Source organism: Bosea sp. NBC_00550, from assembly GCF_026020075.1.
Lineage (GTDB): Bacteria > Pseudomonadota > Alphaproteobacteria > Rhizobiales > Beijerinckiaceae > Allobosea.
Genome location: NZ_CP102772.1, coordinates 3,582,080 through 3,594,482 on the forward strand (window position 1 = coordinate 3,582,080; position 12,403 = coordinate 3,594,482).

The following is a 12,403-nucleotide window of genomic DNA, read 5'->3' on the forward strand; positions in this document are numbered from 1 at the left end:
GAGCCGCACTCCGCGGCATGACAGCGATGTTCAGCCGAACTCGCCGCGTCCAAGCGCCGTCGCCTGCTTGGTCGCGAGCGTCGAGGGCTCGGAATGGCTGTGATCGAATGCCGTCGAGAGGACCATGATCGAACGCAGCCTTTCGATGCCGGCGATATCGCCTATGCTGTCGAGAACCGGCTGGACATCTTCCATATGAGCCACGCGAATGCGGCAGATCAGCTCGAAATCCCCGCTCGTCGCCTGGCAGAGAACGATTTCCGGGAATTCCCGCAACTGGTCGATGACCGTCTTGGCCTTGCGATGGGCGGTCGCGATCAGGACGACGGCTTCGACATATTGATTGAACGGGTCGCGCCGCAGCACGACGGAATAGCCGGCGATCGTGCCGTTACGCTCCATGCGCGAGATTCGCTCCTGCACGGTCGTGCGGGCAATGCCGAGCTTGCGCGCGAGCGTGGCGACAGTGGCCCTCGCATTGGTCTGGAGCAGCGCCAGAAGGCGCCGGTCGGTCGCATCGTTGTCCCGTGCCATGAGCTTCTCACGAACCCGATGGCTCAGCGTAACGTGCAACTGGGCGATGCAAAAGCCGCTCTGTAAAATGTGCCGGACAACTCCGTCATTTCGACGGATTATCAGCTGGAATTGTCGAATTGGAGCCTGTCGCATGAAACGGACGCGTGGTGGATTTCAAGCATCGAACCAGGGTGTTTCGACTGCCGTGACAAACGTTGTCGCCGATCGCATTTTCGGGCTGACCGAAGACCTTCCGACCACCGGCCGGCATGCCGGCTTCGTGAAGATCCCCTACTCGTCGGATCGCTCGGCCTATGGCTTCGTGCCGGTGCCGCTCGCGATCGTCGGCGGCGGTACAGGGCCGACGCTGCTTCTCCTGTCCGGTATCTTCGGCGACGAGATCGACACGCAGATCGCGGTGGCCCGGCTGCTGAGATCGCTAGACCCGGACACCATGAATGGCCGGGTCATCGCGATGACCATGGCGAACCTGCCGGCTGCGGCGGCCGGGACCCGGCATTCGCCGATCGACGGCCGGAACCTGAACAAATCGTTTCCGGGCGATGTTTTCGGCACGCCGACCAGCATGATCGCCGATTATATCGAGCGCCACCTGATGTCGCTGTCGGATCTGGTGCTGGACCTGCACAGCGACGGGCAGTCGCTGCGATATTTGCCGAGCGCGACCTTGGTCGATCACCCGGATCCGGAAATACAGGGCCGGCGACTAGCCATGGCCCGTGCGTTCGGAGCGGACAACCTGCTTCGCTTCCGCAGCTTCGAGGATCGGAGCACCTCTGGTGCAGCGCGCCGCGCCGGCGCGACGCGGATCGGCACGGAAATCGGTGGGCCGACCCCTATCGAGACGATCATGGCGGGCATCATGCGCCTGCTCAATTGGGCGGGCATGATCGCTGGACCGGCTCCGGCAGCAGGCGAGGCGCGCCTGCTCCTGAACCAGCGTGAGGACGATTTCGTCTACGCCCTGGCTAATGGCATATTCGAGCCGGCGGCGCAGCTCGGCGACGTCGTGGCAGCCGGTGACCTTGCCGGGCATATCCACGACCTGACCCGCCCCTTCGCGACACCGGTAGCCGTCATCTTTGCCGCCCCCGGAATCGTGGTCTGCACGCGCGGCCGGGGGCATGCGGCACGGGGCGACTGCTTGATGCATCTCGCGATCGAAGCCGACGCCGAAGCCTTGGCCGAGCGAGACGAAGCTGCCGGGTTGCGCTGGTTGAGCACGCAGATCGCCACGCCTGCGAAGCGCCCCGGCGCTGCCATGCCGCGCAAGCCATCGGCCAAGGCCGACCGAAAGCCAGACAAGAAGACACGTCACAAGGAATGAAGGTCATGACGCAGATGCCAGCCTATCGCTGGGCGGAAAGAGCCCAGAACACCGTCGCCTCGGCGGCGCCCGCAACGGCGCATGGGAACACGATCCAGCTCGGCGGCGGCTATGGCTTCCCGGATGAGCTGCCCGACATCGTCACTGAGGCGATCGAGGCCGGCAATGCGCGCGAGGAGACGCTCCAATACGGCCCGCTCTACGGACTGGACGATCTGCGCGACGCAATCGTCGACTACCTACGCGATGACGGTATTACCGCCGTTCGCGAGAACATCCTCATCGTCAACGGCGCCAAGCACGGGCTCGATCTCGCCTGCCGCGTCTTTCTCGAGCAGGGCGATGCGGTGATCGTCGCCGCTCCCAGTTATCTCACGGCGATCTCGATCCTGAAGGCAGCGGAAGCGAGCTTCATCTCCATTCCCCAGGATGAGGAGGGCATGCAGACCGAAATCCTGGAACAGACCCTGCTGGAGCGCCGCGACAGCGGCCTGCCCATGCCGAAATTCCTTTTCGACATTCCCGATTTCCACAATCCCAGCGGTATCACCATGTCCGCCGCTCGACGTGTGAAGCTGGTGGAACTGGCCGAGACCTTCGATTTCATCATCATCGAAGATGACCCCTATCGCCGCATCCGCTTCGAGGGCGAACCCGTTCCGCCGATCAAGACCTTCGACAAGACGGGCCGCGTCATCGGGCTGGGGACCGTTTCGAAGATCCTCGCACCGGGGCTGCGCATCGGCTGGGTCAATGCCGACCCGGCGATCGTCCGGCGCATGGCCGCCCATAAGTCGGACCATGGTACCAGCCCATTGCTACAGCGGATCGTCGCGCAGCTCTTCCAGAACGGAAAGGTCGCCCACCATATCGAGTCGCTGTCGCATATCCTGCGCGAGCACCGCGACGCTATGGTCGAGGCCCTCGAGCACAACCTGCCGGGCGCCAAGGTGCGCAAGCCGAGTGGCGGCTACTTCCTCTGGGTTGAGCTGCCCGAGAACGTCGATGCCGACGAACTCGTCCGCCGGGCGGGGAAGGAAGGCGTTGCAATCTTCACCGGCAAGCTATGCTTCGCCGATGAGCCTCCAGGCCAGTTCCTGCGGTTGGCCTACAGCTTCAGCACGCCGAGCAAGATCACCGAGGGCGTGAAGCGGATCGGGCGGGTCTATGCCGCCATGCGCACGGATGCCACGGAGACGCGCGTCGCGGTGTGATCTCGGTGGATATCCGTATCGATCTCGGCAGCGACACGGCGACGAAGCCGAGCAAGGCCATGCTCGGCTTCATGCTGGATTGCCCTGTCGGAGACGACCAGAAGCAGGAAGACCCCACGGTCAACCGCCTCCAGTTCCAGGTCGCCGAGCTGCTCGGCATGGAGGCGGCCCTTTTTCTGCCATCGGCGACGATGGCCAACGCGATCGCGCTCAAGGTCCATACACGGCCGGGGGACGAGGTGATCGTCGAGGCGGGCGCTCATTTCGTTACCGCCGAAGCCGGCGGCCCGGCCTTCCTGTCGGGCGTGATGATGAGCCGGCTGGATGGAAGGCGCGGCATATTCGACGATGGCCAGGTCGAGCGGGCCATCCGTCCGGACGGGCCGCATTATCCACCCACGAGCCTGGTCTGCGTCGAGCAGACCACCAATCTGGGCGGCGGAGCCGTCTGGCCGCAGGAGCGGCTGCGGAAGATCGTCGCGATCGCCCGCCAATACCGGCTCGCGACCCATATGGACGGCGCCCGGCTGATGAACGCCGTGGTCGCATCCGGCGTCCCCGCGCATCTCCATGCGCGGGGCTTCGACTCGGTGACTCTCTGCTTGAGCAAGGGCCTGGGTTGCCCGGTCGGCGCGTTGCTGGCGGGTGGAGAAGCGTTCATCCGGGAGGCGCGCCGCTACAAGCACCTCTTCGGCGGAGCGATGCGCCAGGCCGGCGTGATTGCGGGCGCTGGCTTGTTCGCGCTCGTCAACAATATCGAGCGGCTGTCTGAGGATCACGAGAACGCGCGGCTGCTCGCGACAATGTTGTCCGAAATTCCCGGCATCGCCATCGACCCATCCGGTGTCGAGACCAACATCGTCTTCTTCGATGTGGCCGGGACCGGCCTGTCGGGCCAGGAGCTGGTAGATGCGCTACGCCTGCGCGGTACGCGGGTAGGGGCGCGCTGGCGCGGCACCACGATCCGAGCCGTGACCCATTGCGGTGTCAGCCGCGCCGATATCGAGACTGCCGCCAGCCAGATTCGGGAGATCGTCGCCGAGCGGGTGCGATAGCGCGCGCAGCGTCGTCTCCGCTTATGCCGGCAAAGGTGCGATGGCTGGGTCCAGCGCCGCCCTGACCCGCTCGATCTTGCGCTCGTCGTCCTGAAAGGACATCACCAGCCGGTGGCGTGTCGGATGGCGGTGATCCCAGGCGCGAAAACGGAAGCCGGACTTCTCCAGCAGGGCCGTCACTGCGGGGGCGATATCTGCGAAGATCTGGTTGGTCTCGACCGGATGGTTCAGGCGGATGCCAGGCACCCTCTGAAGAATGTCGGCTACGGCCTTCGTCACCTCATTGGCCTGCCGCGCATTGCGGAGCCAGAGATCGCCGTCGAGAAAGGCGAGAAGCTGGGCCGAGACGTAGCGCATCTTGGACGTCAGCAGGCCGGCGCGTTTCTGCCGATGAGCGAGATCGCGCGCCAGCACCCGGTCGAAGACGATCACGGCCTCCGCGTTCATCGTGCCGTTCTTGGTCGTGCCAAGGCTGAGCACATCAATGCCGGCGCGCCAGCTCATCGCTGCCGGACTCGCCTCCAGGGCGACGAGCGCATTGGTGAAGCGGGCGCCGTCCATATGCACGCGCAGTCCCTTCGCGTGGGCGATCTCCGCCAGGGCCTTTAACTCGGCGATTGTGTAGAGCGTCCCGAATTCCGTCGCCTGGGTCAGCGAGAGAGAGGAGCAGGCATAGTGGTGACGGCTTGGGCGCATCCGCTCGTCCAACAGCGCGCGGAGATCATCCGCTGCGATCTGGCCGTCGCGACCAGCCATGCCGACCAGCCGCGAGCCGCCGGCATAGAATTCCGGCGCCCCGCCTTCCGTCGTGAGGATATGTGCTGCCTCGTGGCAGATCGTCTCGCCATAGGGCGGCGTGATCGCCGCGAGGCCGAGCGCGTTGGCGGCGCTGCCGGTGGTGGCGGAGAAGACAAAGGCATCGTGCTCGAAGATCTCGGAGAAGGCGGCATCGAGCCGCGCACTGTAGCTGTCGTCGCCATAGGCGATAGCGATGCCTTCGTCGGCGCGTTGCATTGCCACCATGATCTCCGGGCTGACCCCGGCCTGATTGTCGGAGCCGAAGAGAATCTCGGTCATCGTTCGTCCTTGTCCCGCGCTGGCGGGAGGCCGAGCATCTTGTCGATGCCGTAAAGACCCGGAGGTCTGCCCGCTAGCCATGAAGCCGTCCTAACGGCTCCCGCGGCAAATATCCCGCGGTCGAAGGCGCGATGCGACAGCGTGATCTGCTCGCCGGCGGCGGTGAAGCTGAGGGCGTGCTCACCGACAATCTGGCCGCCGCGCAGGGAAGCGAAGCCGATCGCGCCGGTCGCTCGCGCGCCGCAATGGCCGTCGCGGCCGCTCTCCATCACGGCGGAGAGCGACGTGTGGCGCCCTTCGGCGACGGCTTCGCCGAGCAAAAGCGCGCTGCCCGAGGGCGCATCGACCTTCTGGCGATGGTGCATCTCGACGATTTCGGCATCGTAGCTCTCGGCCGGCAGGAGCGCGGCGAGCTGGCGGGCGAGGTTCGCGAGGAGGTTGATGCCGAGCCCGAAATGGGCGGCCTGCAGGATTGCGACATGGCGAGACGCGACTGCAACGGCTTCCTGCTGGCCGACTGAGATGCCGGTCGTGCCGAGAACCCAGGCCGCCCGGCCTGCCGATAGTGCTTCCGCGTGGCCCGCGACCGCATCGGCATGAGTGAAGTCGATCACGACATCGGCCCGGGCCGCCAGAGCAGGCAACGACATGATCGGGACATCGCCTCGATAGGGACAGGCCGAGGCGGGATTCAACGTCCCGCCGACGACATCATGCCCTGCTGCACGCGCCTCAGCGACGAGCTCGCCGCCCATTCGGCCGGCGACGCCAAGAATTCCGATCCGCATCACGTCCTCACCGCTTTTCCAGACTTGCCGCCGTACGCGGCCAGAAGCCGTTGAAGCGCTGCGGCGAATAGGGCGCAAGTGGACAGGCCGAAGGCGCGCAGAGCAGCAAGTCGCAGACGATCCGCGCCGTCATCGGCGCGCTCGCCATGCCGACATGCCCGTGGCCATAGGCATGGACGATATCGGTGCTGGCGCTGGCGAAGCCGATAACCGGTAGCCCATCGGGCGTCGAAGGGCGATGGCCCATCCAGCGCCTGACGCGATTCTCAGGAAGCGGATCGGCGAGTTCGGGATAGGATCGCTTCAGATGGGCCTCGACGATGCTGGCGCGGCGCCAGTCCGGCGGGGCGTCGACGCTGCACAGCTCGACCTGCCCGGCGCCACGCAGGCCGGCCGCGACGGGCGCCGTGCCGATCCGACTGTCGCTAGTCTGGACCGGCATGGTCGGAACCGCTTCCGGCTCGGAGAGAACGACATGGTACCCTCTCTCGCTTTCCAGCGAGACACTGTCGCCGGCGGCGCGGGCGAGGAGCTTGGAATGAATGCCGGCGCAGATCACCGCCTTGTCGGCCGATATGGCGCCGCCATCGGTGAGAACGGCGGCGAGCCGCCCTCGCCGGAGATCGAACCCGCTTACCCGTGCCTGCCTTCGGGTGACGCCGAGCCGTTCCGCATAATCGGCCAGCATCCGGACATAGGTGCCAGGGTCTAGGCAATGCCCGGTCGCGCCGACAAGCACGCCGAAGGCGTATCGTGGCGAGAGTGCGGGTACGGCTCGCCGCAGGGCCTCGTCCTCCAACTCGGTCCAGGCCACGCCATTGTCGCGGCGCAGGCGCCAGGCCAGCGCGTCGGCCTCGAAATCAGAGCGACTCGGATAGGCGTAGAGCGCGCCGTCGCGGCGAACCAGTTCAGGGACGCCGGCAGCGGCCGCAAGCTCGGCCTGCAGCGTCGGCCCCGGCTCAAGCAGCAGGCGCAAGGCACGCGCAGTCGCCTCGACGCGCCCGATGGTCGCGCCGGCATAGAGAAACCGCAGCAGCCAGGGCAGCAAGCGCGGCAAGGCGCTCCAGCGGATGGCGAGGGGGCCGAGCGGATCGCTCAGCATGCCCGGCACCTTTAGCCAGAGCCCCGGCATCGACATCGGCACGACGGATGCGGGGCTGAGCCAGCCCGCATTGCCATAGCTGGCCGCCTGCTCGCCGCCGGGCTCGCCCGGCTCGATCAGGCAGACCGCGAAGCCCGCCTGACGGAGCGCGATCGCGGTGGTGACGCCGATGATGCCGGCGCCAATGATCGCGACGGTGGTGTCCCGGGGCTCCGGCCCACTCATGCCGAGCGCCGCAGCGGCGACTGGATGCCCTCGACGATCCTCATAACCAGTCGAACCTGGTTGATAGTCGAGGCCTCAGTCCAGAAGCCGCAATGCGCTGTCAACGTGACATTGGGCGCCGTGCGCAAGGGATGGTGCTCGGGCAGGGGTTCAGTCTCGAAGACGTCGAGCGCAGCATGGCCGATCTGGCCGCTTTCGAGGGCCTGCACGAGCGCGGCCTCGTCGAGCAGCGCGCCGCGGGCCGTGTTGACCAGCAGCGCTCCGCGCTTCATCGCGGCGATCTTCCGCGCATCGAAAAAGCCTCGCGTGTCGTCGTTGAGAGCCATGTGCAGGCTAACGACATCGGAGGTCGCCAGTAGCTCGTCGAGCCCGATGCTGGCCGCATGCGGATCGGCAACGGACGAGCGGTTCCAGGCGACCACCTCGAGGCCGATCCCGGCGCAGATGCGGGCCATCTCGCGGCCGATGCCGCCGAGCCCGATCAGCCCGATCCGGCGTCCGCGTAGCTCGATGCCCTGCATCTTCGTCCAGCCGCCGCCGCGGATGAGATGGTGTTGCGGCGCAATCTGGCGCGCGGCCGCCAGCACGAGCCCGGCCGCAAGTTCAGCAACGGTGGTATCGCCGTAATTTCGGATCGTGTGGACCTCGATACCCATCTTCGCCGCCAGGGCAAGATCGAGAATACTGGCAGCGCCCGTGCCGAAATAGACGAAGTGGCGCAGCTCGGTACAGCGCGTCAGTACCTCCGGTGGGATGCGCGTATGATCGTCAATGCAGATTTCATAGCCCTCCAGGATGGAAGGCAGGTTTTCGACTGAGAAGGGCTCGGTGTTGACGTCGACTTCGATATTGAAACCAGCGAGCGCCGCGCGCCAAAGAGGAAGCTGGTTGGGTCCGCAATCGATATACTTGGCGCGCATTGATTGTCCTCTGAGTATTCAGATCTAGGCGGATGGGCCGATCAGCCGAGCGTCAGCCCACCGTCGACATGCAATAGCGCGCCGGTAATTTGCCGAGCTGGCGCCGAAAGCAGGAACTCGATCGCGGCGGCGACCTCGTCGGCTTCGTTGAGGCGCCCCGTGGGCGTCCTGGCCGCAGCTTCGATCCAGCCTTGGGCAGATAGCGTTCCCGCCTTGCCCGCATCTTTGCGGGTGAAGCCCGGGACGACGGCGTTCACGGTGATGCCTTGACTTGCGAATGACAGCGCAAGGCAGCGGACCAGCGTCTCCATCGCGGCTTTGGCGATGGCTGATGCAGGCGCAAGTGTTTTGGGCTCGATCTTGTGGGCAATAAAAGAACTTACCGCGACAATCCGACCGACTCCGCTCGCGGCAAGCGCCGGAAGCGCCGCCGTTGCAATCTCCAGCAACGCACCCGGCATCAGCGAAATACTGCGATCGAGACCAGCCCGATTGAGTTCCCCGATGGGGGTCTTGTCGACATGGCCAGCGCAGTGAACGACCTTATCCAGTCGCCCAAATGCATCCAACGCCTCCGCGACGATGGGCGCGCCGTGCCCAGGCTCAGCGAGGTTGCCTCGCGTTACGAGGCATCGAGCCCCCGCCTGCTTGCAATCGGCAACGACGGTTTCGAGGCGCGCCCCGCTCTCCGGCGTGCTGCCTCCTCCGTGCAATGCCATCGAAATGCCGGGAGCCGCGAGGCGTCGTGCCAGGGCAGCGCCAATTCCAGAGGCGGCGCCTGTAATCAGGACAGCTGCGTGAGCATCATTCATTTCAGGAGACTGCATTCGTGCGTTGGATTGAAAGACCAATCCCGAAACTGAAGGCAGTACCTCCCGCCTCAAACCTACTTTCTGATCGCGTTTCGCTGAAATCCCGGCAGATCGCAGGGTAGCAGGCGGCAGTTCGGCGGATTAGCCCCGCCGCAGCCATACTGCCGTCATGACCCCGTGACGCCGCCAGCTTACATACCGCCGTACTCGAAGCGCGGCGGCAACGCGTCCGCGTGCGCGCGCGACCCTTCCCGGCGGGGCGGCCGTCGCCTTTCCGCTGCGACTTCGCAGATGGGTGCGCGGCTCAGCTTCGTGGCTGACTCAGAGGTTTCCGCTATCTATAAGACGGCAACCACGACAAGTTCTTCCCAGCGCTCGTGTGGCCAGAGCCGGGGCGGATCTCGCGAGAACCCCCACCGCACCGGCTCGCACCCTCCCCTGCATCATTCGGGGCTTCGGCGGACCGCGAGCTTCGCGTGGGTAACCGCGCCTGCCGAGCATGTGCCGCGGTTGCGCCTTGCGCCGCCATCGTTGAATAGGAGCTGGCATGTCGCGAGAGGAGGCTGAGCGCCATCCTTGCATCCAGATCAGCATGACCAGACATAGCGTGTGGCCCCACGCTACGAAAAACTAACCCGGTGCCGCTGATTGAGATGTTCGAAGCCAGGCCTCCATTGACTGCTTGCGCGACCAGTCTGTGGCCTCGACGATGCGAATATCTCGGACGACAGCGTCGCCCAAGAGCTTACGCGCGGCCTGATAGTCCGGGCTCTCATACGCCGCGATGGCGCTTGTGACGCTGTCGAACTCTATAATGACCGTGCGCAGGTTCAGTCCTTCCTCCAGCGTTACGGCAGGAACGCCTCGTACTAGATTGCGCCCGCCGGCCGCCCAAATCGCGGGACCGGCTAGCTCAACATATGCCGCAAGGGCTTCAGGGTCCTTGATTTCGCGGTAGGCCGCGATCCAATAGGCTTTAGCCATCGTTGCCTCCGCGAATTGATCTCGTGGTTGCACTGCAAGCGCTGCGAACAAAAATGGTCATGGCTGCGGCTCTAAAATCGCCTATCCGATCCTTGTCTGGTGATTGGCTGCTAGGGTTTCAGTGCTCGTGCTCGTGAGCATCGTCGGCTACCCGACACTGCGCCATAGAGGCGCGGGCTAAGGAGATGGGACTGGAGCACCAATCGACGAGCAAACGCCCTTTTAGACATCACGACGTGAACCGTGGCGAGTGCCGCGCAAACGTCTCGACGTCCTTACCCAAATTGGGCGCCGGCATTGCCGATGCGAGCACGGCAAATAGCCCCCCACTAGAAACTCATTGCAACCTCCCGCTTTGGAGTGTGCAACGCAGCATAACTGATTTTAGTCGTCCGTGAAGAACTTTGATCGCACTCGACGTCGTGCAGGTTTCGTATCCGAACGGCCAGGGGCGAGACGATCCTCCACATAGCGAACCTGGTCGCGCTCATCGTGTTTATCGAGTTGTTGACCAAAGGGTGACGGGATATGCCCCGCCAGCCCGCACCGGCTGGGGTGCCGAGGAAGGATGACCGTATGAGCCTGCCCCGCTTCGCCCTTGGCTGCTGGCATGAGCGCCAGCGCCAGAGCGACATCGACATACTCTGGCCGCTCTGCCTCAAGCACGCGCCAGACAACGCCACCGCGCGCCAGGCATTCAGCCTCCACGCCGCCCGCGCCAGCGCCTGGGCCGTGCTGCCTGACGACGAGCGCCGCCGACAGATCGAGATGCTGGCGCGACACGATGCAATCCCCGGGGAGGTCGAGAAGCAGATTCGGGCGCTATGAGCCTCATCCTCCGCTGCGCCTTTCCCGCCCATCAATCGCCCCTGCCAGGAACCGCAGCGCAAGCACGCGCTGGTCGGTCAACCGCGGCCGCGACCATCGCCGCGGCATCAAGGGAAATCTCGGCCTGCGCCCTGCTCGGCAAACGCAGCGCCGGATCGTACTGTGCGTCATATCCAGCTGCCACCCACTAGCTCCGTCGCGGCCGTACTCCACCAGTGGGCAGCTACGCGCGCGCGGGCGCGTACGCGCGGGGGATCCCCATCGTTACGGCGGGGCCGAGCTGAGCCCCTACAGCCCGGCACGGCCGCCACTGCGTAACATTTTTGCGAGGATGTGACGGTGTGACGGGTGTGACGGGCCCTGGCGGCTTCGACGGCGCAGCGTATATGGGGAGGGGATGTTGGTAGATCCTGGTCTCTCTAAGATAGGTTTGCGGCCATGTTTCAAGACGAGTTCACAATGCCGCCTCGTGACGAGGAACATTTCTGGGAACTAATGGAGCAGAACTTTAGTTTCGCGATGGATACGCTGCGCCTGCGCCTGCAAAGCCGTGAGGAAGCTCGGCTTGCAAAGAAGACTAACCAGAATTCTCAATTATTAATACGATATAGCGCAGCATCCGTCGAAAATGACCAGCGGGAACATTATTACGACCTTGGCCGGGGGCTTTTAGACCGAGTTTGGGAACTGATTAAGAAGCGGGAGCTTTCGCCTGAATTCATCCAACTCTGGGGTGTCCTGATGTTTAGCTTTGGCCACACGGTCAACTATCAGATGGACGATAACCCTGTTCTGGAGGCGGTGCGCGCGGCAAGCGCGCCAAGGCAGGCGCTGAACCTGCAAAAGAAATGGCTTGCGCGTGTCATGGTCGAAAAGGCCAGCGTGCGGGCGAATCGCCGCGACGCAGAGGATCACGCCATAAGTCTGATCGAGCGGATCATACGGCAGGGCGGCGTCGGTAACTTCCCGGCTGTTTGGTTCGAGCTGATGCTGGATGAGGAGAATCCGAAAATGCTGCGATCTATGTTCCAGCAAAACAACTTTCCCCACGCCGCAATGGTCAGAATTTGCGAGAATAAGACCGATGGGCTCCCGCCCACTGATGAAAGTTCACTATTTAGCGGCTAAGGGCCAAGCTCTGGCTTCAGCTACATGTTTCAATCCGTCCTGTTCGAGCCCTTCCGGCTCGCGGAGACAGATATGGCACAAGTTTTCGACCACCCACCGGACAAACTAATTACGTACAAACAGGCCGCCGAAGCGCTCGGCTTGCCGTACTTCAAGATACAGCGCGCTGCGGCGCGTGGTGATCTACCGACATACTCTATTCTTAATGGCCGGAAGTACGTGAAGTTGCGCGACATCGAAGCGCGCATCCGCGTTCACAACTAGCCGACCCCTGAAATCATTGCCGTCTTTCACGAGGAAGCAGGTGCTTCCGCGCACGGGAGCGGCTTGCCTGAAAGAGACTGAAAATGGACTCCAACGCTTTTGCAACCACCCCCCCGAAGCTCTGGAATTTGAGCTGTCGCGC

13 protein-coding genes are annotated in these 12,403 nt (G+C 64.2%); 6 read left to right on the forward strand and 7 right to left on the reverse strand.

Going from position 1 to position 12,403, the window contains the following annotated elements; genetic code table 11:
• Nucleotides 1–30: 30 nt before the first annotated feature.
• Nucleotides 31–534: an Lrp/AsnC family transcriptional regulator gene (locus tag NWE53_RS17200; RefSeq protein WP_265050596.1), complete on the reverse strand. Its 504-nt coding sequence runs from the start codon at nucleotides 532–534 to the stop codon at nucleotides 31–33.
• Nucleotides 535–580: 46 nt separating this feature from the next.
• Between NWE53_RS17200 and NWE53_RS17205 the strand changes: the two genes are divergently transcribed.
• Genes NWE53_RS17205 through NWE53_RS17215 form a run of 3 tightly spaced genes read left to right on the forward strand, consistent with a single transcriptional unit; the run spans nucleotide 581 to nucleotide 4,133 of the window.
• Nucleotides 581–1,864 (forward strand): M14 family metallopeptidase, encoded by a 1,284-nt coding sequence (locus tag NWE53_RS17205; RefSeq protein WP_265050597.1) that lies wholly within the window; start codon nucleotides 581–583, stop codon nucleotides 1,862–1,864.
• A gap of 5 nt (nucleotides 1,865–1,869) precedes the next feature.
• Entirely contained in the window at nucleotides 1,870–3,078 is a 1,209-nt protein-coding gene (locus NWE53_RS17210) for an aminotransferase-like domain-containing protein (protein WP_265050598.1), read from the forward strand.
• A 5-nt stretch (nucleotides 3,079–3,083) separates the two neighbouring features.
• A complete protein-coding gene (locus NWE53_RS17215) occupies nucleotides 3,084–4,133 on the forward strand; it encodes a threonine aldolase family protein (RefSeq protein ID WP_265050599.1) in 1,050 nt (349 codons plus the stop codon).
• Nucleotides 4,134–4,154: 21 nt separating this feature from the next.
• Here NWE53_RS17215 and NWE53_RS17220 read toward each other — a convergent pair whose 3' ends face one another.
• The 6 genes from NWE53_RS17220 to NWE53_RS17245 all read right to left on the reverse strand — a co-directional run bounded on the left by NWE53_RS17220 (nucleotide 4,155) and on the right by NWE53_RS17245 (nucleotide 10,041).
• A complete protein-coding gene (locus NWE53_RS17220; protein WP_265050600.1) occupies nucleotides 4,155–5,210 on the reverse strand; it encodes a threonine aldolase family protein in 1,056 nt (351 codons plus the stop codon).
• On the reverse strand, nucleotides 5,207–5,998 hold the full coding sequence (dapB, locus tag NWE53_RS17225; protein ID WP_265050601.1) for a 4-hydroxy-tetrahydrodipicolinate reductase: 792 nt from the start codon (nucleotides 5,996–5,998) through the stop codon (nucleotides 5,207–5,209). Before dapB ends, NWE53_RS17220 begins: the two co-directional genes overlap by 4 nt.
• 7 nt (nucleotides 5,999–6,005) lie before the next feature.
• On the reverse strand, nucleotides 6,006–7,325 hold the full coding sequence (locus tag NWE53_RS17230) for an NAD(P)/FAD-dependent oxidoreductase (protein ID WP_265050602.1): 1,320 nt from the start codon (nucleotides 7,323–7,325) through the stop codon (nucleotides 6,006–6,008).
• Entirely contained in the window at nucleotides 7,322–8,245 is a 924-nt protein-coding gene (locus NWE53_RS17235) for a 2-hydroxyacid dehydrogenase (protein ID WP_265050603.1), read from the reverse strand. The genes NWE53_RS17230 and NWE53_RS17235 overlap by 4 nt, the downstream gene beginning before the upstream one ends.
• A 41-nt stretch (nucleotides 8,246–8,286) precedes the next feature.
• Entirely contained in the window at nucleotides 8,287–9,072 is a 786-nt protein-coding gene (locus NWE53_RS17240; RefSeq protein ID WP_320109582.1) for an SDR family NAD(P)-dependent oxidoreductase, read from the reverse strand.
• A gap of 615 nt (nucleotides 9,073–9,687) precedes the next feature.
• A complete protein-coding gene (locus NWE53_RS17245; RefSeq protein WP_265050604.1) occupies nucleotides 9,688–10,041 on the reverse strand; it encodes a DUF1330 domain-containing protein in 354 nt (117 codons plus the stop codon).
• 576 nt (nucleotides 10,042–10,617) lie between these two features.
• On the opposite strand from NWE53_RS17245, the gene NWE53_RS17250 reads away from it, so the two are divergent.
• From NWE53_RS17250 to NWE53_RS17260, 3 genes are all read left to right on the forward strand, one after another.
• Nucleotides 10,618–10,869 (forward strand): hypothetical protein, encoded by a 252-nt coding sequence (locus NWE53_RS17250; protein WP_265050605.1) that lies wholly within the window; start codon nucleotides 10,618–10,620, stop codon nucleotides 10,867–10,869.
• A gap of 438 nt (nucleotides 10,870–11,307) precedes the next feature.
• On the forward strand, nucleotides 11,308–11,997 hold the full coding sequence (locus NWE53_RS17255) for a hypothetical protein (protein WP_265050606.1): 690 nt from the start codon (nucleotides 11,308–11,310) through the stop codon (nucleotides 11,995–11,997).
• A 72-nt stretch (nucleotides 11,998–12,069) separates the two neighbouring features.
• Nucleotides 12,070–12,261 carry a helix-turn-helix domain-containing protein gene (locus NWE53_RS17260; RefSeq protein WP_265050607.1) on the forward strand — a complete coding sequence of 64 codons (192 nt, stop codon included), beginning with the start codon at nucleotides 12,070–12,072 and terminating at the stop codon, nucleotides 12,259–12,261.
• Nucleotides 12,262–12,403: the final 142 nt, after the last annotated feature.